This is a genomic window from Rhizobium sp. Rhizsp42 (assembly GCF_047304155.1).
Lineage (GTDB): Bacteria > Pseudomonadota > Alphaproteobacteria > Rhizobiales > Rhizobiaceae > Rhizobium.
On record NZ_JBGLYS010000002.1, the window covers coordinates 352,324 to 372,195 of the forward strand.

Here is a 19,872-nt window from a genome sequence, read left to right on the forward strand (position 1 = left end):
AAGAAACGCATGTCAGGCAAAACACAGCGAGATCGGCAAGACGGCCAGACAAGTTTGGCTGTGGTGATCGTGACGTACAACAGTGCCGACGCTCTGCTTCCGCTTCTCGATTCGATCCCCCCCGGCTTGGAAGGGGTGGACGATTTTGAGATCGTGATCGCGGATAACGCCTCTCATGACGGATCGGCAGAGTTGGCTGAAGCGCATCTCGCCGGCCCGAGAGTGATCCGCATGGGGCGCAATGCGGGTTATGCTGCGGCAATCAACGCCGCCGTCGCGACCGTGGACGGCGATCGCGCCATTCTCGTCCTCAATCCTGATTTGCGTCTCTATCCCGGCGCGGCAATGCCGCTGCTCGAGCGACTTTCCGACCCCTCCGTGGGTGTCGTTGTGCCCACGAACTATAGCGAAGAGGGGCATGTCGATCCAAGCCTAAGGCGGGAACCGTCTATCATGACGGCTTGGGCGGACGCGCTTTTGGGTGGTGGCATCGCGGGGCGACTCGGCCTGGGAGAGACGATAACCAAAGCCAGTTCCTATGATAGGTCCGGTCTGGTCGATTGGGCGACGGGTTCGGCACTCCTCGTATCGGCGAAGGCCCGCAAGGCAGTCGGTCAATGGGATGAGTCTTTCTTCCTGTATAGCGAGGAAGTCGATTTTCTCCGGCGCGTGCGGGAGGCCAGGTTCGGTGTTCTTTACGAGCCGCGCGCCAAGGTCATGCACGCCGGTGGAGGCAGCGGTCGAAATCCCAAGCTTTTTGCGCTTCAGACCGCCAATCGTATCCGTTATTATGCCCTGCACCACGGCACTCTAGCAACATTGGTGTTCCGCGCCGCCGTTGCCACCGGTGAGGCGCTACGCTGCTGGCGTAATCCATCACACCGCGCAGCCTTCTCGAATTCCTTGCGACCGCTGCTCAAGGGTGCGGATTTCATGCTGCTCAGGAGCTGATGGATTAGACGGGCTGATCGCCGACTGTGCATTCCTGCGGTCTCGCGCTGGATGCAGGCGGGCCGCTCCATGTCTCGCGCGCGCGTTGTCCAACGTGCAGGAAATCAGCGGCAAGCTGGAGAAACAGACTGATCGCGACGACAACCGAGAGCGGCGTCCAGGCCCCAAACGCAAAGTGTTGGATTCGCTCCAGTTCGTTCGCCGGCGAGTATTCCGCGCATTATAATGTCAATGGGCGAGCATCCCCGATCTATCGTGAGCGACTTGCAGATACTTGATCGGACTTCGAAGACCGGCAGGCGCCATGGCGCCGGCGCAAAAGGCGCATCCGCAGCCGGCTTGCCAAGGCGCCAGAAGTCCAATGTCATGTCTATAGCGAAGGTTCGATGGGCGAGATCTGATGGTACGAATTCCGCACCCCTGAGGCGACACGTATCGTCCTTGGACAATGAGCCTGGCGGCAGAGCGCCTCTTCCGCAATGGCTGTGCCGTGGTTCGAGCGCTGCGACCTGCCTGGACGGTGTCAGTCTTCATTGCGGGCGCGAACGATCGGTCCTCACCCATTCGTGGCGGCCGGATGAAAGCAGCATCCTGGGATATTTGTATAGTTTCGCGATGGCATAGGCAGGCAGCCTGACGAGCTGCCTCGGCGGCAAAAGCTCGGTCGCGAATGCCGCCCAGCTGAGGCCGATTGCCAGTAGAAACAGCAAAGCGGCGGCCACTGCAATTGTCAGCGGCAGCAGGCCGACGCTCAGGATGGCCGCGCATGCGGCGACCAATGTCATGAAAGCAACGGCCGCAGCAAGCAGTGTCAGCGGCGGCACGAGCACGTCAAGAAGGAGGGCGCAGTAGGCCGCGCTGCGCCATGCGCTCGGACGGGAAAGCGCGCCGACTGCGAAGCGCATCATTGCCAGGTGCCCCCCTTCCCAGCGACGCCGCTGCGTTTCCACGGCTTCCGTGGAGGTTGGGAAAAGGCTTGTCACCAGGGCCCGCTCGCAGAAACGCGGTGGCGCGCCCTTCTGCGCCAACTCGAGCGCGAACTTCATGTCTTCCACGAGGTGCCCTGTTGCAAGGTTCGCCTGTTCCACGAGGTTCCATGGCAGCGCCATGCCGGTCCCCGTCATCAGGCATGGTAGACCAAGCCTGCTCATTCCGAGTGGCCGGACATGGTTCTTGATACGGAAGGCGAACTCGCCGATCGCCAGGCCTATGCTCGCGCCCGGTTGCGCCACCTGCAGGTTGCGCGCTTGCACCGGGCGTTCGAACGCGATGACATCGGCGGCGAGCGCATCCAGCGTACCGTTTGCAATCTGGCAGTCCGCGTCGATGAAGACGACGATCGCCGGCGGCGCCTGCCGCAGATGCGCAACGCCCGCAGCCAGCGCGTGGCCCTTGCCGCGATTGACGGCATCGCGCCGCTCGATCACCTCTGCTCCAAAACTGCGGGCAATCGCCGCCGTCTCGTCATCGCAATTGTCGGCCACAACGACGATCCGGTCGCCACCGTGAATCTGCTCGCCGATGCTCCTCAGCGTCGCGGCAATCCCAAGCGCTTCGTTATGGGCCGGTATCAGAACGGCAATTGCAGGTCGAATGGATAGCGCCCGTTCGGGGCGCCGGCCAGAAGGCCAGACGCCAGCAATGCATTCGATTGCGAAGATGGCCACAAGCACGAGACAGGCAATGCCAGCCACCGTGAGCAACAGAAGCGCTATCATGTATATCAAAAGCATCGCCTCTCCGTTTGTGCGGAATTTAAAATTATTACCACAGCAATGATTATTTATCCCATCGCTAGACTGTAGTCCCTTCTGATGAGACGGATTAAATCGCGCGGAAATAAATACATCCAATTGCTGAACTTCGGTCAATTGCTCGAATTCGCCGATAAATTACCTTGGAGATTGAAGAGAATAGACGTTTTTGCTGCGTCGCGCCGCGCCGACGCTTGCCTGCGCACAAGAGAGGGGCAGATGCCGCTACTGGAAGTTCATTCTCCGGGGACTGCTCCGCCGACAAGCCGGACGCGCCATTATTTTCTCGGCGCACCGTTCGATACGATTGCGCAGGATGCGGCGGTCGATCTCGTGAGGAACAGTGAATCTCTGGATCGCTTTCGCTATATCGTGACGCCGAATGTCGATCATGTCGTCCGCCTCAACGGCGATCGGTTGCTTGCGCCGTATTATGATGATGCCTGGATGTCGCTCTGCGACAGCAAGCCGATCTCGACGCTGTCGCACGCCGTGGCGCTCGACTTGCCGCTCGTCACGGGATCGGATCTGACGGCACGTATCTTCAAGACGGTAATCCGGTCGGGCGATCGCATTACCCTGATCGCGGCCAATTCGATGGTCGCGGAGCAGATGGAAACAATGTTTCCCGGCGTCCGTTTCCGAAGCTTCGTTCCTCCTCCAAATGTCCTGAAAGACCCCGCCGGCTTGCAAGCCTGCGTGGATTTCGTGGCCGCGGAGCCGGCACGCTTTGTCTTCATTGCAATCGGATCGCCCCAGTCCGAAAAGATTGCCTATGCGCTTGCCCAGCGGCCGGAGGCATGCGGTGTGGGCCTGTGCATCGGCGCATCGCTGGAGTTTCTTCTCGGGGCCAAGGAGCGGGCGCCGATCTGGATGCGCCAGCTGGGGCTGGAGTGGGCGCACCGGCTCGCATCGGATCCCAGACGGCTGTGGCGACGATATGTTTTCGCCGTTGGTCCGCTGTTGCAATTGTTCGCCAAGGAACTCTTCACCCGCCGTCATCTGCGCCGGTAGACGGCTCGCTCGGCGAGAGAGCGAAACCGGCGGCGCCTAGCCGCCATCGGTTCATATGCGTCAGCCCAAGACCTTGAAGCAGCGCTGTCGTCGATGAGCGGCTTTGGGCAATTTGGCCGAATTGGTCCCGAATGGCATCTGCGGGCACTGCTTCCAGGTGGTGGGGACCGCGTCTCCGATCAACCTGGATTGCAGCTTTCAATAGGGCGCCAATGGCAATGAGATGTCGGTGACCGGCAAATGCCGCGGTCTGCTTGTCGCCTCCCACGCCGTCGGCTCAGTTGACCGCGACCGACAGCAGATATGCCGGTCGCTATGTCGGCCCGACCGGAAGCTTCTGAGGCCTTCTAGCTCGCCATTCGCTGGTCCAAGCTCGTCAGCGGCGACCGTAGCGCCGACATGACGATCCAACGCATCGGCGCAGACGCAATCCGGATCCGGACCACCGGTCCGACAGGTAGCGACCAGTGAGATCAATCTGAAAAGGCAACAACAAGTCAACTCTTGGTAAGATCCGCTACCGTAAAACCTCGTTTGCATTCGTATGGCTGGAACTTGACCTGATCCAGTCCCCACACTTCATAAGTGAGCTCGGCCGGTTCCGGCGACAGGTTCTGGATAATCCTGTATTCACCAGAGTTAGTCGGTATCGCAGATGCTTCAAATGGGAAGGGCAGGGCGCCGTCCGGCTGTTTTTCCGTCGTCCGGACAGACTTGAGCAGCGTGTAGGGCCGCCTGCCGCCTTTCACCTTGTCGACAAGAATGTCTTCGATATGATCGATCTCCAAGTGAAACGCCAACAGCTCCTTCTGCAGTTCTTCCGGCGTCGCATCGTACGAAAACTCCGGGGAGAACATGAACGGAAAATAGATAATACCGACCGCGCCGTGAATGATGGAGGACCACGCCTGCGCTCGGAATTCCGCCGGCGTTGTTTCCCGCCCCGGCGATGACGCATCGTATTTAGTCAGTCCGATGAACGAAAACTGCGGACGGCCACCGCTCCATCGCGACAGCCGGTCAATCGCGTGGCCCTGCTGTGTTGAAGCATAGTCATCGATATCGATGACGAGATCGTTTCCGCTGGCGATCGGATAAGAGTCGTGTCCCAGCCAATCGATGTATGGACTATCGGCGTAGTCAGACATGATCTTTTCTAGATAGATGTTGTTGACGTGGTTTCCGACATGATTGATCCACAAGGGTTTCCCGCCACTGGACAAGACCCGCGCAATGGTGTCGACTTTAGCGGGCGTCACCGAGACATCCTCATAGGTGATCCCTTGGCCGCCCTCTTTCAAATTGGACGGCTCATCAACCATGGCAACCGCCAGAAAATAGGGGTTAGCAATGTCTTCTTTGAATGCCGCGGCGTCTGTGAGCACGTAGTCGCCATCGAAGCCGGCTGGCTCTCGGACCATGTATAGCCCGTATTTTACCGCCTCTCTCGTCCATTCTGCTTGGTCCGCGCCACCGTTCATCGTGAAGATGGTGTTCACGCCGAGGGCTTTCCAGTGCGCCATCTTTTCAACCGGCTGCTGGTAAACTCCGCGCACAAAGAAGCGCGGTCCGGGAAGCAGAGAGCGCTCTGCTGCTGCATGAACGGCGTTCATGCCGCTCATCCACAAGCCGAGGTTTGCCAGCGGCAACGAAGCTACTGCCTTTAGAACGTTACGTCGTTTTGTCTCATTCATTTAGTACCTCATTTTCTCTCAAGTCGGGCGGGCGACGTCGCAAGTCGCACCGGTCGCGGAAAATGTCTCAGCCGCACTGTATGTCGGACCAAAACAACGGAAAATTCGATGCTACGCAGCAACGGCGAAAGAGCCTTCGTCACGCCAAACCACTTCTCTCAGAGATCCGACCTCATTGGCGCCTTGGGCCGCGAGGGCAGGTGTCTCCGCATCGAAGAAAACGCTGATAAGCGTCGCACCACCCATGCCGCCCCTGCTCAGCGGCGATTCCAGGAAGTTGATACGAGACTGCATTTCCCGCACGAGTTTGTCCGCGGCCAGTTGTGCTCGCTCTCCACCATGGATATCAAGCTTGTCTGCCAGCTCGACGAGGTTCTGGCGGGTGGTTATCTGCTGCTGGACAATCTGCAGCTGCTGCAGCGCGCTGGTCGGCACCGCAGACCTGGCCACCTCCGACGGGCTCTGGGGCGCTTCTACGAGAATCGTTGCCATCGACTGATATTGGTGCGGCATCAGCAGCGCGACGACGATTAATGTCGCCGCGTACAGGCAGATGATAATCAGCACATGTGACCATCTCAGAATGAGAAATGACAGATAAAAATTCAAATCAATGGCGTTCATTATGAGATAACCTAAGCCCCACAAGCCGATGACGCACCCATCCGCTTCTATATTATTCTTCTCTCAAGCAAATGGTATCTCATCGATAGGTTAAGTGCGTGAAACCGTTCTAATACATTTGGGTAATTTTGTTCCAATTTACGAATTTTGCCTTCAGGCATGCGCGTGCACTGGTGGGATACTTGTGATCCTGCGAGCGCGAACAGTTTAAGGGTGCGTGAAGGGATGGCGGAAAGCGCTGGTAAACATGATTTCTATTGCTTGCAGCCACGACTACGAGGGGCACTGGAATGCCGTTTAGGCCGACAAGCGCATGCTGATCACGATTCGCCGACTGGCCGAGGCACGGCTGTTCAGTTGCAGGTCAAGGGGGAAACCGCCCATAAGCTGGTGGTGCACAACCTGTCTGTTGTAGACGGCTTGTCACGTTCGGCTGACAGACCCTGGTCTCATTTGCGATCGTGCGGCAGAAGGCGGGTGCGTGCCGGCCTGCTAGCATGGCGAATGTCGGACTTTTGCTCTATTGTATTTGGGTCCCCGTGGTCTTCCGCCATTCACGGAATAGGCTTTGCCGCGCAGTCCGGCGGCATAATTTCTATGGCGCTGAAATCACCTTAAAGATAGTAGCGAGGAATGTAGACGCCCGTGCGCCTCGCCCAACGATACTCGACCCGGTTCAGTATCTCCTCGTGAGCGAACCTGCGCAATTTCGCCTTGCACTGAGACATCACATTGGACAGCGCACCCTTGTCCTGTCGCTCACTGGCCAGAAGTGACCGATAGCGACCGGTATTGACAATCGGTGGAAAGATAGAAACGGCAAAATCGCGATACTCGCTCGCCGTAACCGTATCTTCGTTGGGAAAATCGCATAGCATGCGGGCGTGCTGAATAGCGGTCAGGGCAAGGGAGCGCTTTGCCAGCAGGTGGAGTTTATCGCGGCCAGGCAACGAGGCGCCCTCCTTTGCGAATGCGGATCGAAATGCCTCACGCCGGCCGACGAGGTCGAACAGGAACCCCGAGTGGATGGTCCGCTGCATGCTTTGGGGATGAACCCGGTAATAGGCCTGATCCGCCCCGGCGACGTGACCGATGTCGGAAATGGAGGCAATCCTCAACCACATCTCCATGTCACCGGAATGTGGAAGCTTCGGATCATAGCCGCCAATGCGCGTCTGGACACTGGCGCGCACCACGGCTTCGGGGCAAACGACAAAATTCTTTCCCGCCCTGCATACCTTCCGGATCCACTCCGTCCCCGACCATACCGACGTTCCCGGCGACACCAGGCGCGCCTGGGGAGGCTCGTTCCCATCGAAGCTCACGACATGGCCGTATGTCATGCCGACGCTGGGATTTGCTTCCATCAGTGCCGTTGCACGCGACAGGGCTCCCGGCGCTAGGAGATCATCGGCCGAAAGCAAGACAAAGTAGTCGCCCCTGATCTGCGCAATACCTTCGTTGTAGGTCGCGATGTGACCCATGTTGGTTTCGTGGCGTATGGTTCTCACGCGCGAATCTTGCGCCGTCAACCGACGGCAAACATCGGGCGTATCGTCGGGCGAACAATCGTCGATCACCAGAACATTGACGTCGACACCCGGTTGACTGAGCGCGCTGTGAACCGATCGCTCGAGATACTTTGCGTAGTTGTAGCAAGGGATGAGTACCTGGACTGAAACCATGATAAATTCGCTCTGGTTTTTGATATATCGGATTTACATTGTAAACTTTGCATTATCCAACACAATATACCCCCCATGCCCATTGGACGTACGGCGGCAATATCCAAGCTAAACAAAAAGATAATCTGTATCTTCTCAGTATCACGCTCTATATTGCGGAAATATTACTATTGAGGTTGTCGCATGCAATTTGGCATTAGGAAGTCCGGCGAGGCGAGTTTGCAGGGCCCAATCGTGCCAGCGTCCGAGGCGCAAGCAAAGGCGTCGATCCAGCGCAAATTGCGCGCACAGGTGCGACCGGCGACGCGGCTGGCAACGGTTAGTGTCGTTATCCCTTGCTACAATTACGCACGGTACTTGCCCGAAGCAGTCAACAGCGCCCTGTCACAAGCAGGCGTCGTAGTCGATGTCATTGTGGTCGACGACCGGTCGAGCGACAACAGCTTGGAAGTTGCAAGAAAGCTTGCGGCCGCAAATCCTCGTATTACCGTTATCGCACACGAGATCAATTACGGGGCCGTAAAGACCTTTAATGACGGCCTCGCCGTGGCGGAAGGCGAGTATCTCGTTCGTCTCGATGCAGATGACCTTCTGACGCCGGGATCGCTTCTGCGTTCGGTAGCAGTCATGCAACGGTTCCCAAGCGTCGGCTTGGTCTATGGCCATCCGATCCATTTTACAGATCCCCTGCGCAAAGCTCATCGCGACCAGCCGACATCTTGGACCGTGTGGCCCGGGCGCGATTGGCTCGAAACCCGCTGCAGGACCGGCACGAACGTTATTACCTCTCCGGAAGTCCTGATGCGCCGCGCGGTGGTCGATATCGTTGGCGGGCAGATGCCTCTGGCGCACACGCACGATATGGAGATGTGGTTGCGGATGGCGGCATTCTGTGATGTCGCCTACATCAAAGGCGCGGATCAGGCTTGGCACCGCGAGCACCCGAAAAGCCTCTCAGCGATGGAGGTGGATCCTCTTCGCGATGTCATGGAGCGAAGGGACGCATTCGAGACATTATTTTCGGGAATTGCAGGCCAGATCCCGCAGGCTGACGCGTTCCGTGGAAAGGCTCGACTTGCCGTTGCGTCGGGTGCCGTGAAGCTTGCGATCAACCGCTACGACTGCGGCTACCTCGACGCCTCGGAAATAGCAAAGTTACGTGAGATAGCAACGGCAATGGTTGCCGACGTCAAAGCCTTGCCCGATTGGCGCAGTCTCGAGCGGCGGATGGTGCTGGGCGCAAAGGGCACACGTAGAGACCTTCGATGCATCATCGAGCGTGTCGCTCGGGGCATCTCAGGACGTTACTCGCGCTGGAAATGGCATCGAACAGGCGAGTGGTAAAGCGCGCTTCTGCTCGGTTAGAAGCGGCGTTGCACAATATTAAACCGGCCCTTCAGGCGAGAGCACGTTCCTTTTGAATACCGAGGAACGACGTGTAGGCCGAGACGACCTCGTCACGCTCGCGCTTCAGGCCATATTCCGCATGTATGAAACGTGACGCACGGCTGCCGCGTAGCTCGCACCAGCCCGGTTCGGCCGCTTCGTGTTCAACAATACGCTCAACGGTCTCCGCAAACCCCAGAACATCACCGGCTGCGACGGATGAGGCAAACTCGTCCTTAAAAAATTCGCTGCCGGCAAAGCCGTCGTTGCCGATCACATAGCATCCGCATGCCATCGCTTCGGCTGCGGGCAGACCAAATCCCTCCTGACGAGTGAACGCGAGGAAAATACGGGTGCGGCTCAGTTCCTCGGCCACTTGCTGATGTGACAGGCCGCTCAGCGCGACTATCTCCCAGCCGTCGAGCGCGCTACGCCTCTCAAGCAATCGCAGGACCTGCTTGGCATCATCCAGCCCGCGCCGCGGCATATAGGCGATGCGCTTAGACCGTGATGAGCTCGCGGGATAAAAGGTCTCGGGATCGATCCCCAAATGAATGCGGGACACCTCGATTTCGGGAAAAGCGTATTGCAGCATGTCGCTATTGTGCTTTGACACAGTCAGCGCCCCGACAAAATCCACGGAGGCCCGGTAGGCACTTCGCACCGCCTCATTGTCGTTCTTCCAAGTCAGATGAGTGTTCTGGTTGAAGACCACATAACGGACACCCGATGGCAGACTACTGGCCACACTGACGTTTATCTCGGGCAGAACCAGGACGTCTCCGCGTAGCACGCGCGTGTCGTCGATATAACAGACCGGCGTCTCGTTCTCGAACCAGGTACACCGAAATCCGCGCCGCTGATGCAGGACGCATGCATTAATACCCGCGCTATTGAGTATATCGACGTGGCGGTAGATGACCTGGATTCCTCCTGCTGGCGCTTGATGGTCTGGCGTTAGAAAGAAGACCGTCGGCTTGGTGGTATGCTCCGCACCGGCATTGACCCGCAACCGATCTCTCTTTTCCCGGTAGGCGGTGACGACGGACTTCAAGGCAACGGAGAGGCGTGTCGAAAAATCGATCGCGTTCTGGTTCCGCATACTCATGGACATACTCCCGAACCAAGACATCAATGCACGTAAGACAATGCCAATTCCGGGCTTGCTCAAACGCTGGCGAGACACCGTACCGACATATAATTTCAACGGATGCCGATATTCAATTCTGTAAAGTAATTACTTTACGACGAAGATAATATTGAGAACATATACGCCTTTAGGCGACACCAATACAACATTTGTTATTCTTTACTGACTGGCGAAAAATCTATTCCTTAGACCTCACGAGTACACAAAGGTGATCGACGACAATTATCGATCAGCGATGTCGGGCGTGGGGTCTCAAGTATGATTGCTTCGAGTGTAAAGCTGGGTGACGACGTCGTCATTCATCACCCGGATCTTGTAAATCTCTATGGTTGTTCGATCGGCTCGGGCTCTCGGGTCGGCACCTTCGTCGAAATCCAGAAGGGCGCGTTGATCGGCGAAAACTGCAAGATCTCCAGCCATTCCTTCGTCTGCGAGGGTGTGACGATCGAAGACGGCGTCTTCATCGGCCATGGCGTGATGTTCACCAACGATCTCCAGCCGCGTGCCGTCAATCTCGATGGCTCGCTTCAGTCGGACGCCGATTGGGCGGTCGTCCCGACGCTCGTCAAGCGCTATGCCTCGATCGGCAGCAACGCGACCATCGTCGCCGGCGTCACGATCGGCGAAGGCGCGCAGATCGGCGCCGGCGCGGTCGTGACCAAGGATGTTCCGGCATACGCAATTGCAGCAGGCGTTCCCGCGCGGGTCATTGGCCGCGCCAAGGACGCTCCAGTCGAAATTCTGTCATCTGGGAGGGCACGATGATCGGTATTGCCGTCGTCGGTTATGGCTATTGGGGACCCAATCTGGTCCGAAACTTCGCGGAAACGCCGGGCGCGCAGCTGCTGTGGGTCTGCGATCTTAAAAAGGACCGGTTGGGCGCCGTGCAGATGCGCTATCCGACCGTCCAGATCACTGATGATTTCGACGAGGTCCTGCGCGATCCACGCGTCGACGCGATCGCGATCGCCACACCCGTGTTCGCCCATTACAAGCTTGCCATGCAGGCTATGATGGCCGGCAAGCACGTGTTCGTCGAGAAGCCGATGGCTTCGACCTCGGAAGAGGCGCGGCGCATGGTGGAAGAAGCCAACCGCCGAGGTCTGATCCTCGCGGTCGATCACACCTTCATCCACACCGGCGCCGTCCGCAAGATGCGGGAGATTATCGAGACCGGTCTCGGCGACGTCTATTATTACGACTCCGTGCGCGTCAATCTCGGCCTCTTCCAGCACGACGTGAGCGTTGTCTGGGATCTGGCGGTTCACGACCTCTCGATCATGGACTATGTGCTGCCGGAAAAGCCGGTCGCGGTTTCGGCTACCGGCATGGGACATGTGGCCGGCGAGCCCGAGAATATCGCCTATCTGACGCTGTTTTTCGAAAGCAAGCTGATCGCGCATATCCACGTGAACTGGCTGGCGCCGGTGAAGGTGCGGCGCACGTTGATCGGCGGCAGCAACAAGATGATCGTCTATGACGATCTCGAGCCCAGCGAAAAGATCAAGGTTTACGACAAGGGCATTACGCTGAACGGCAATGCCGAACAGAACGGCGACAAGGTCTACGAGATGCGCGTCGGTTACCGCACCGGCGACATGTACGCGCCGCAGCTCGACATGACGGAAGCGCTCGGCCGCGAACTGAAGCAGTTCGTCGACTGCGTCGCCAACAACACGCAGCCGCTTGCCGATGGCCACGCCGGCCTGCGCGTAGTGCGCATCCTCGAAGCCGCCACGCAATCGCTTGCCCAGCGCGGCCGTGTCATCGAACTCGAACAGGCAAGGCTGATAGCATGATCCCGTTGCTCGACCTGAAGGCTCAATACGCGTCGATCAAGGACGATGTCGATGCCGCGGTTCTCCGCGTACTTGCCTCCGGCCACTATGTTCTCGGCGAGGAAGTCGCGCGCTTCGAAGAGGAATTCGCCCGCTATTGCGGCACGAAACACGCCATCGCCGTCAACACTGGCACAAGCGCGCTGCACCTGTCGCTGCTCGCAGCCGGCGTCGGGCCTGAGGACGAGGTCGTCACCGTATCGCTGACCTTCGTCGCGACGACGGCGGCCATCTGCTACACGGGCGCCCGGCCGGTTTTCGTCGATGTGGAGCCTGTAACGCTCACCATGGACCCTGCGAAGCTGGAAGCTGCAATCACCCGGAAGACGAAGGCGATCGTTCCGGTTCATCTGTATGGGCAGATGGCCGATATGGACGCCATTCAGGCGATCGCCGACAAATACGGCCTGCCCATCATCGAGGACGCATGCCAGGCGCACGGCGCCGAATACAAGGGCAAGCGCGCCGGCAGCATCGGGCTTTCAGGCAGCTTCAGCTTCTATCCAGGCAAGAACCTCGGCGCCTGCGGCGAAGGCGGCATCATCGTCACCAATGACGACGAGCAGGCCAAGGCGATGCGCATGCTGCGCGATTGGGGCCAGGAGAAGCGCTATCACCACGTGATGAAGGGCTACAACTACCGGATGGATGAGATCCAGGGCGCGATCCTCAGGATCAAGCTTAGGCATCTCGAAGACTGGACCGAAGCCCGCCGCACGCGCGCCGCGCGATATTCGGCGCTGCTCGCCGGATCGAGAAGCGTCCAAGCGCCGGTTGCCGCAAGCGACCGCCGCCATGTCTATCACGTCTACGCGGTGCGCACCCCTGATCGCGATCACCTGCAGCAGGCGTTGCGCGACGAAGGTATCCATACAGGTTTGCACTATCCCGTGCCGGTTCACCTGCAGGAAGCGCATGCCGATCTCGGCTATCAGGTGGGCGATTTCCCGGTTTCGGAAGCAGCGGCGCGCGAAGTGCTCTCGCTGCCGATCTATCCGGAGCTGACGATGCGCCAGGTAGAAGAGGTCGTTGCCGCGGTGGAGCAGGACGCCTATGTCAGCTGACCCAGCCTCCCTCGTCCGGCTTGTCCAATCGGTACATGGCCTGAAGGAAAACGCTACGGATCCGCTCTATCAGAGCGAGCTCGCCAAAGAGCTGCGCCAGACCTATGGGCTGGCGGGGCTGGTGGAGCTCTACGCGCGTTTCGCCAATGGCGACGGCTTCGTCGACGCCTTCATGCGCAAGGTGATCTGGAACAGCTTCACTCGCTCATGCGGCTCGGGCCTGCAGGTCGGCAGCGGCGCCGGGTTCAAGCACCCCGAAACCTTCGAGATCGGCAACGGCGTCTTCATCGGCGCCCAGGCCTATATCCAGGGTCGTTTCGACGGCACCTGCAAGATCGGCGACAATACGTGGATCGGCCCGCAGGCCTATTTCGACGCCCGCAATCTCATCCTTGAGGAATGCGTCGGCTGGGGGCCGGGGGCCAAGGTTCTTGGCTCCAGCCATACCGCCCTTCCGGTCGACGTGCCGATCATCCGCACCGACCTCGAAATCAAGCCGGTACGCATCGGCGCCTGGGCCGATATCGGCACCAACGCCACCATCCTGCCCGGCGTTACCGTCGGCAAGGGCGCGATCGTTGGCGCCGGCGCTGTTGTCGTGGCGGATGTGGAACCGTTCTCGGTCGTTGCCGGCGTACCGGCGAAATTCATCCGGTGGCGCGAAGACTCCGATCCCTCAACTGTAAAAAGCGTGGAGTAGTCATGAAGAACCAGCGAATTCTGATCACCGGCGGCGCGGGCCTCATCGGCTCGCATATCGCGGACCTCGTTGCGCTGGAAGAGCCCCGCGAGATCGTCATCATCGACAACTTCGGGCGTGGTCGCCGGGAAAATCTGGCCGAGGCGATCAAGGCAGCACCCGTCACGATCATCGAGGGCGATATCCGCGACCGCAAGCTGCTCAAGGAAACATTCGCCGGTATCGACACCGTATTCCACCAGGCGGCCATCCGTATCACCCAATGCGCCGAAGAGCCACGTCTGGCCTTCGATGTTCTGGCCGGCGGCACCTTCGATGTGCTCGAGGCCGCCGTGGAAGCAAAGGTTTCCAAGGTTGTCGCGGCATCGTCCGCCTCGGTGCTCGGCCTTGCCGAGAGCTTCCCGACCACCGAGGATCACCATCCCTATAACAACCGCACGATCTACGGCGCCGCAAAGGCCTTCAATGAAGGGCTGCTCAGAAGCTTCGCCGAGATGTACGGCCTGCGCTACGTCGCGCTTCGCTACTTCAACGTTTATGGACCGCGCATGGACGTGCACGGTGTCTATACCGAGGTGCTGATCCGCTGGATGGAGCGCATCGCCAACGGTCTTCCGCCCATCATCCACGGCGACGGCCTGTCCACCATGGATTTCGTGCATGTCCACGATATCGCCCGCGTAAACCTGCTTGCGGCCAAGTCTGACGTCACCGACGAAGTGTTCAACGTGGCGAGCGGCGAAGAAACCAGCCTGCGCGATCTCGCGGAACTGCTGATGAAGGTCATGGGCGCATCGATGGACGTGCAATACGGGCCGGCGCGCAAGGTCAATGCTGTTCCCCGTCGCCTTGCCTCGACGGTCAAGGCCGAGAGCATGCTCGGCTTCAAGTCCGAAATTAGCATGGAAGAAGGCCTGCGCGATCTCGTCGCCTGGTGGCGGCATGAAAAGATGCTGAGCACCGGAGAAGCGGCATGAGCCAAATTCCTGTCGCAAAACCTGTTCTCGACGAGCAGGAAGTCGAGGCGGTCCGCCGCGTCATCCTGTCGGGCTGGGTCACGCAGGGTTCTGAGGTCGCCGCCTTCGAACGCGAATTCGCCGATTTCGTCGGCGCCTCGCATGCCTGCGCTGTCTCGAACTGCACGACGGCGCTGCATCTGGCACTGCTCGCGGTCGGCGTCGAAGCCGGCGACGAGGTCATCACCGTCAGCCATTCCTTCATCGCCACCGCCAACGCGATCCGCTATTGCAACGCGACGCCTGTTTTCGTCGATATCCAGGCCGATGGATTCAACATCGATCCCGAGCTGATCGAGGCGGCGATCACGCCGCGCACGAAGGCGATCATCTGCGTGCACCAACTCGGCATGCCATGCGATTTGAGCCGCATCGTCGCGATCGCCGAGCAGCACGCCATCCCCGTTATCGAGGATGCTGCCTGCGCAACGGGCAGCGAGATCCTATGGAAGGGCCGTTGGGAGAAGATCGGCAAACCGCATGGCGATATCGCCTGCTTCTCCTTCCACCCGCGCAAGGTGGTGACCACGGGCGACGGCGGCATGCTGACCACCGCGAACCCGGAGTATGACCGCAAGTTCCGCCTCTGGCGCCAGCACAGCATGAGCGTCACCGACAGCGTGCGCCATGGTTCGAAGCAGGTGATATACGAAAGCTACCCGGAAGTCGGTTTCAACTACCGGATGACGGACATGCAGGCCGCGGTCGGCCGAGAGCAGCTGAAACGGCTGCCTGACATCGTCGCCAAGCGGCGTGCGTTGGCCGCCGGCTACACGCAGGCGCTCGAAAAGCTGGACGGCATGCGCGCTCCCTTCGAGCCGGATTGGGCACGGAGCAACTGGCAGAGCTATTGCATGACACTGCCTGATCATCTTGACCAGCAGGAGTTCATGCAGGGGCTGCTCGATCAGGGCATTTCGACGCGACGTGGAATCATGAACAGCCATCTCGAGCCGGCCTACGCGGCAGAGACTTCGCACCGGGTCTCGGGCGATCTGCACAACAGCGTCAACGCCCAGAACCGGACGGTCGTTCTGCCGCTATTCGTGCAGATGACAGACGCCGAACTCGGCGAGGTCGCGGACGCCATCGCGGGCAGCCTGGCGCCTTCCACACCCGCGATCGCCAAGGCCGGCTGACCGACACTCTGGACATGGGAACGGCGACGCAGCGGAGCGGCGCCATGCCTTGCGCTCAAGGCGTTCCCGATGTGGCGGGAATCCCGAAACACAATCAATCGAGACAGAAGAGCGCCTGGCAGCAGCAACGGCGGCCAGCAAAATATCTCTTATAGGTTGTCCATATCGGGACATTCGCGCGACTTTCCGCACGCTATGTTACCTACCGCTATTTGAGTAGCTGTGAACCTATTCGGCTGAGTTTATCGCGGATGAAGTTGGTGTACGATGGTTAACAGCAATCAGGAATAGATAGGTGTAACCCAAAAGACGGAGAGCATTATGTCATCGATGGACCCGGAAGAAACACCCTCTAACCGTGCACGCCGACATTTTCTCGGTGTTGCGGCGGCTACCAGCGCAAGAGTTGCCGGAATCGCTGTTGCGACCATGGCAATTGCGTCTTCACCCGCGAAAGCAATGGGACGTAATTGGGGTGGCGGTCGCGGCGGCGGACATGGCGGTGGAGGTTATTCCGGTGGCGGCGGTGGCGGCGGCCATTCCGGTGGCGGACACTCGGGTGGTGGTGACGGCGGGGCGAAGTGCCTGCTGCGCGGCACCTTGATTGCAACACCATCAGGCGAAGTCGCGATCGAGGATCTGCGCCTTGGTGACCTCGTCGAAACGATCTCGGGCGACGCCAAGCCAATCCGCTGGATCGGCCGCCAGACGTTTCGCAAGAGCGTCGCGTCCTGGCACCCGACCGTCATGCCGGTGCGCATCTCGAAGGGCGCGCTTGATGACGGCATGCCGAGCCAGGATCTCTACATCTCTGCCGGCCACGCGCTTTATGTCGATGGCGCTCTCGTCCGCGTCAAGGATCTGATCAACGGCAGCTCGATTGTCTTGGCCCTGCCGGATGGCAGGGAAACGGTCGAATACTATAACGTGCTGCTCGACAGCCATGACGTAGTGATCGCCGATGGCACGCCGGTAGAGACATTCCAGCTTCGCGGCAGCGACTACGAGAGCTTCGATAATTTTGTCGAACTCGAAAAGCTCTATCCCGCCGAGCGCCGGCCCCGCATGGCGCCTTATGCGCCTGTGGTCGGCGAAGAAAGCGGACGGCAGCATCTGAAAGCTCTGCTGTTGCTCAGCGTTTCGCCTATCGTTCCGCTGCGTGATCCGTTCAAGACCGTTTCGCGGCGGATTTCGAGCCGCGTCGGCGAACTGGTCGGCTGATAATAGCCGGCTGACAACTCATGCTCGTCATTGCGGATTGGCGCGGTCCTGCGCCAATCCGTTTCTATGTGACCACACATTATTAGCGGCTTGGCGCTCGCTCGGCTGGGACCAACAGGTACCGGCCGCTTTTGTATGGCATTCTCATGCTCCAGCGATCAGCGTGGAGTATCTTGCGGCGTCGGACACCGCTTATAGCGCTATGGCAACATCCTATGCTTGGGTATAGTGCAGTGCGGCATCGACAGGTGTTATGCTGGCTGGACCGAGTGTGGAGAAGCAGGAATATGGCGAAGAAGCGCCCCGAGGGAATTGAGAAATACGACGCACCGGCCGGCGGATGGGGCGCCTTGCGCGCGGTCGCCAAGACGCTTGCCCACCAACAGGTCGTCGCTCAAGGAACGGCAACGCTCCTGAAGGCCAACAAGCCCGAGGGCTTCGATTGTCCCGGTTGCGCGTGGCCGGATCCCAAGCACACCTCGTCCTTCGAGTTCTGCGAAAATGGCGCCAAGGCCATCACCTGGGAATCCACCGCCAAACGTGTCGACCCGAGCTTCTTTGCAGAGCATACGGTGTCTGCATTGTGGGAGTGGACTGACCACGAGCTCGAGGACGAAGGCCGCCTGACGCATCCGATGATCTACAACGCCGAGACCGATCGCTACGAGGTGATCGAGTGGGACGATGCCTTCGCGCGCATCGGCGCCGAGCTCAACCGGCTGGACGACCCGCATCACGCGGAGTTCTATACATCCGGGCGCGCGTCCAACGAGGCCGCCTTTCTCTATCAGCTACTGGTGCGCGCCTATGGCACCAACAATTTTCCCGACTGCTCGAACATGTGCCATGAGGCGACCAGCGTCGGCCTGCCGAAGTCGATCGGCGTCGGCAAGGGCACGGTCCTCCTTGAGGACTTCGACCACACCGATGCGATCTTCAGCTTCGGCCACAATCCGGGCACCAACCATCCGCGCATGATGGCGACGCTGCACGAGGCCTCGCGACGTGGCGTACCGATCATCGTCTTCAATCCGCTTAAGGAGCGCGCACTCGAGAAATTCGCTTCGCCGCAGGACCCTGTCGAGATGGCGACGCTGTCGTCGACACGGATTGCCTCGGCCTATCATCAGGTGCGCACCGGCGGCGATCTCGCAGCACTCAAGGGCCTGATGAAGTGCGTATTCGAGATCGATGATGCCGATGTTGCAGCCGGCGGTCCTGGCGTGCTTGATCGCGCCTTCATCGCCGAGCACACGACCGGCCTGGAGGCGCTGCGCGAGGATATCGACAACACCAGCTGGGACAGCATCGTCACCGTATCCGGGCTGACAGGGGAAGCGCTGAAAAGTGCTGCCGATGTCTATGTGAAGGCCAAGAGCGTCATCCTGTGCTACGGCATGGGCATCACCCAGCACAGCAACGGCACGGGCAATGTCCAGCAGCTCGCCAATCTCTTGATGCTGCGCGGCAATATCGGCCGCCCCGGCGCCGGCATCTGCCCGCTGCGCGGCCATTCCAATGTCCAGGGCGACCGGACGGTCGGCATCACCGAGATCCCCAACAAGGCGCTGATCGACGGGATGGAGCGGGCCTTCGGCTTCCGCCCGACCGACCTGAAGGGACACAACGCGATCGAATCCGTCGAAGCGATCATGGAGGGCACCTCGAAGGCGCTGATCTGCCTTGGCGGCAATCTGGCGGTCGCCATGTCCGACACCGAGGTCACCTTCGAAGCCATGCGCAAGCTGGACCTCGCGGTACACATCACCACCAAGCTCAACCGCTCGCATCTGCTGATCGCCAAGACCTCGATCATTCTCCCCTGCCTCGGCCGTACCGACCTCGACACCCAGGCGACGGGCCCGCAATCGGTGACCGTCGAGGATTCCATGTCGATGGTGCATGCGTCGCGCGGCTTCCTGAACCCGCCGAGCGAGATGCTGAAATCCGAACCCGCCATCGTTGCCGGCATCGCGAAAGCGACGCTCGGGGATCGCTATGGCATCGATTGGGATGGCATGGTCGCTGATTACGACAGGATTCGCGACAAGATCGAAATCGTCTTTCCCGATTTCTTCGACTTCAACAAGCGCGTGCGCGTGCGCGGCGGTTTCCGACTGGACGTGCCGGCCTCTGAGCGTCGCTGGAAGACGGAAAGCGGCAAGGCGAATTTTCTGATCGGCCGCGGCCTGCATGAGGACCCGCTAGTGAAGAACCCCGACGCACTCGTGCTGACAACGCTGCGCAGCCACGACCAGTACAACACCACGATCTACGGCATGGACGATCGCTATCGCGGCGTATTCGGCCGTCGCGACGTGATCTTCATGAACAAGGACGATCTAGCAAAACGCGGATTGGCGGATGGCGACATCATCAATGTCGTCTCCCTGCCTTCGGCGGACGGAAAGTCGCGCAGCGCGCGCGGGCTGACCGCGATCGAGTACAATATTCCGAAAGGATCGATCGCCGGCTATTACCCTGAGATGAACGCGCTGATCGCGCTTTCGGCCTATGATCGCACTTCGGGCACGCCCGCCTACAAGGGCGTCCCGGTGACGGTCACCGGCGCAACCGCGCAGTAGGCTTGATGTGTGTTTCGGGGCGCGGGGGAAACAGGGCCGCAAAAAAATTAT

Annotated in this window: 16 protein-coding genes; 11 read left to right on the forward strand and 5 right to left on the reverse strand. The window is 59.5% G+C overall.

Annotated features, from left to right (window positions below; genetic code table 11):
• Nucleotides 1-9 precede the first annotated feature (9 nt).
• The gene (locus tag ACCD05_RS04300; RefSeq protein ID WP_112436609.1) at nt 10-951 is read left to right on the forward strand and encodes a glycosyltransferase family 2 protein; all 942 of its coding nucleotides are present in this window, start codon (nt 10-12) and stop codon (nt 949-951) included.
• Between the two features lie 530 nt (nt 952-1,481).
• Here the strand turns inward: ACCD05_RS04300 and ACCD05_RS04305 are convergent.
• A complete protein-coding gene (locus tag ACCD05_RS04305; RefSeq protein WP_112436610.1) occupies nt 1,482-2,684 on the reverse strand; it encodes a glycosyltransferase family 2 protein in 1,203 nt (400 codons plus the stop codon).
• Nucleotides 2,685-2,822: 138 nt separating this feature from the next.
• Here ACCD05_RS04305 and ACCD05_RS04310 point away from each other — a divergent pair, with 138 nt between their 5' ends.
• On the forward strand, nt 2,823-3,719 hold the full coding sequence (locus tag ACCD05_RS04310; protein WP_413391226.1) for a WecB/TagA/CpsF family glycosyltransferase: 897 nt from the start codon (nt 2,823-2,825) through the stop codon (nt 3,717-3,719).
• A 497-nt stretch (nt 3,720-4,216) separates the two neighbouring features.
• On the opposite strand, the gene ACCD05_RS04315 is transcribed toward ACCD05_RS04310, so the two are convergent.
• The 3 genes from ACCD05_RS04315 to ACCD05_RS04325 form a co-directional block, all read right to left on the reverse strand.
• Entirely contained in the window at nt 4,217-5,413 is a 1,197-nt protein-coding gene (locus tag ACCD05_RS04315) for a hypothetical protein (RefSeq protein ID WP_112436612.1), read from the reverse strand.
• Between the two features lie 111 nt (nt 5,414-5,524).
• Nucleotides 5,525-6,037, reverse strand: a complete 513-nt coding sequence (locus ACCD05_RS04320; protein ID WP_112436613.1) for a Wzz/FepE/Etk N-terminal domain-containing protein — start codon at nt 6,035-6,037, stop codon at nt 5,525-5,527.
• 614 nt (nt 6,038-6,651) lie between these two features.
• Entirely contained in the window at nt 6,652-7,722 is a 1,071-nt protein-coding gene (locus ACCD05_RS04325) for a glycosyltransferase family A protein (RefSeq protein WP_112436614.1), read from the reverse strand.
• Nucleotides 7,723-7,905: 183 nt separating this feature from the next.
• Between ACCD05_RS04325 and ACCD05_RS04330 the strand changes: the two genes are divergently transcribed.
• Complete coding sequence (locus ACCD05_RS04330; protein ID WP_112436615.1) at nt 7,906-9,066, forward strand: glycosyltransferase family 2 protein; 1,161 nt, start codon at nt 7,906-7,908, stop codon at nt 9,064-9,066.
• Between the two features lie 52 nt (nt 9,067-9,118).
• On the opposite strand, the gene ACCD05_RS04335 is transcribed toward ACCD05_RS04330, so the two are convergent.
• The gene (locus tag ACCD05_RS04335) at nt 9,119-10,216 is read right to left on the reverse strand and encodes a glycosyltransferase family 4 protein (RefSeq protein WP_112436616.1); all 1,098 of its coding nucleotides are present in this window, start codon (nt 10,214-10,216) and stop codon (nt 9,119-9,121) included.
• A 300-nt stretch (nt 10,217-10,516) separates the two neighbouring features.
• Here ACCD05_RS04335 and ACCD05_RS04340 point away from each other — a divergent pair, with 300 nt between their 5' ends.
• The 8 genes from ACCD05_RS04340 to ACCD05_RS04375 all read left to right on the forward strand — a co-directional run bounded on the left by ACCD05_RS04340 (nt 10,517) and on the right by ACCD05_RS04375 (nt 19,821).
• Nucleotides 10,517-11,023 carry an acyltransferase gene (locus ACCD05_RS04340; RefSeq protein WP_112436617.1) on the forward strand — a complete coding sequence of 169 codons (507 nt, stop codon included), beginning with the start codon at nt 10,517-10,519 and terminating at the stop codon, nt 11,021-11,023.
• Nucleotides 11,020-12,057 carry a Gfo/Idh/MocA family protein gene (locus ACCD05_RS04345; RefSeq protein ID WP_047504687.1) on the forward strand — a complete coding sequence of 346 codons (1,038 nt, stop codon included), beginning with the start codon at nt 11,020-11,022 and terminating at the stop codon, nt 12,055-12,057. The genes ACCD05_RS04340 and ACCD05_RS04345 overlap by 4 nt, the downstream gene beginning before the upstream one ends.
• The gene (locus ACCD05_RS04350) at nt 12,054-13,160 is read left to right on the forward strand and encodes a DegT/DnrJ/EryC1/StrS family aminotransferase (protein WP_112436618.1); all 1,107 of its coding nucleotides are present in this window, start codon (nt 12,054-12,056) and stop codon (nt 13,158-13,160) included. The genes ACCD05_RS04345 and ACCD05_RS04350 overlap by 4 nt, the downstream gene beginning before the upstream one ends.
• Nucleotides 13,150-13,860 carry an acyltransferase gene (locus ACCD05_RS04355; protein WP_112949623.1) on the forward strand — a complete coding sequence of 237 codons (711 nt, stop codon included), beginning with the start codon at nt 13,150-13,152 and terminating at the stop codon, nt 13,858-13,860. The genes ACCD05_RS04350 and ACCD05_RS04355 overlap by 11 nt, the downstream gene beginning before the upstream one ends.
• A 2-nt stretch (nt 13,861-13,862) precedes the next feature.
• Complete coding sequence (locus tag ACCD05_RS04360) at nt 13,863-14,837, forward strand: NAD-dependent epimerase/dehydratase family protein (protein WP_112436620.1); 975 nt, start codon at nt 13,863-13,865, stop codon at nt 14,835-14,837.
• Nucleotides 14,834-16,015: a DegT/DnrJ/EryC1/StrS family aminotransferase gene (locus ACCD05_RS04365; RefSeq protein WP_112436621.1), complete on the forward strand. Its 1,182-nt coding sequence runs from the start codon at nt 14,834-14,836 to the stop codon at nt 16,013-16,015. Before ACCD05_RS04360 ends, ACCD05_RS04365 begins: the two co-directional genes overlap by 4 nt.
• A gap of 321 nt (nt 16,016-16,336) precedes the next feature.
• Nucleotides 16,337-17,236 carry a Hint domain-containing protein gene (locus ACCD05_RS04370; RefSeq protein ID WP_413391232.1) on the forward strand — a complete coding sequence of 300 codons (900 nt, stop codon included), beginning with the start codon at nt 16,337-16,339 and terminating at the stop codon, nt 17,234-17,236.
• Between the two features lie 287 nt (nt 17,237-17,523).
• A complete protein-coding gene (locus tag ACCD05_RS04375) occupies nt 17,524-19,821 on the forward strand; it encodes an FdhF/YdeP family oxidoreductase (RefSeq protein ID WP_112436623.1) in 2,298 nt (765 codons plus the stop codon).
• The last annotated feature ends 51 nt before the right edge of the window (nt 19,822-19,872 follow it).

What these genes read in the sequence shown, in the direction of transcription:
- ACCD05_RS04325 (WP_112436614.1), bottom strand. Translation starts at nt 7,722, where the DNA reads ATGGTTTCAGTCCAGGTACTCATCCCTTGCTACAACTACGCAAAGTAT.
- ACCD05_RS04315 (WP_112436612.1), bottom strand. Translation starts at nt 5,413, where the DNA reads ATGAATGAGACAAAACGACGTAACGTTCTAAAGGCAGTAGCTTCGTTG.
- ACCD05_RS04305 (WP_112436610.1), bottom strand. Translation starts at nt 2,684, where the DNA reads ATGCTTTTGATATACATGATAGCGCTTCTGTTGCTCACGGTGGCTGGC.
- ACCD05_RS04355 (WP_112949623.1), top strand. Translation starts at nt 13,150, where the DNA reads ATGTCAGCTGACCCAGCCTCCCTCGTCCGGCTTGTCCAATCGGTACAT.
- ACCD05_RS04375 (WP_112436623.1), top strand. Translation starts at nt 17,524, where the DNA reads ATGGCGAAGAAGCGCCCCGAGGGAATTGAGAAATACGACGCACCGGCC.
- ACCD05_RS04360 (WP_112436620.1), top strand. Translation starts at nt 13,863, where the DNA reads ATGAAGAACCAGCGAATTCTGATCACCGGCGGCGCGGGCCTCATCGGC.
- ACCD05_RS04330 (WP_112436615.1), top strand. Translation starts at nt 7,906, where the DNA reads ATGCAATTTGGCATTAGGAAGTCCGGCGAGGCGAGTTTGCAGGGCCCA.
- ACCD05_RS04370 (WP_413391232.1), top strand. Translation starts at nt 16,337, where the DNA reads ATGTCATCGATGGACCCGGAAGAAACACCCTCTAACCGTGCACGCCGA.
- ACCD05_RS04320 (WP_112436613.1), bottom strand. Translation starts at nt 6,037, where the DNA reads ATGAACGCCATTGATTTGAATTTTTATCTGTCATTTCTCATTCTGAGA.
- ACCD05_RS04345 (WP_047504687.1), top strand. Translation starts at nt 11,020, where the DNA reads ATGATCGGTATTGCCGTCGTCGGTTATGGCTATTGGGGACCCAATCTG.
- ACCD05_RS04350 (WP_112436618.1), top strand. Translation starts at nt 12,054, where the DNA reads ATGATCCCGTTGCTCGACCTGAAGGCTCAATACGCGTCGATCAAGGAC.
- ACCD05_RS04365 (WP_112436621.1), top strand. Translation starts at nt 14,834, where the DNA reads ATGAGCCAAATTCCTGTCGCAAAACCTGTTCTCGACGAGCAGGAAGTC.
- ACCD05_RS04340 (WP_112436617.1), top strand. Translation starts at nt 10,517, where the DNA reads ATGATTGCTTCGAGTGTAAAGCTGGGTGACGACGTCGTCATTCATCAC.
- ACCD05_RS04300 (WP_112436609.1), top strand. Translation starts at nt 10, where the DNA reads ATGTCAGGCAAAACACAGCGAGATCGGCAAGACGGCCAGACAAGTTTG.
- ACCD05_RS04335 (WP_112436616.1), bottom strand. Translation starts at nt 10,216, where the DNA reads ATGAGTATGCGGAACCAGAACGCGATCGATTTTTCGACACGCCTCTCC.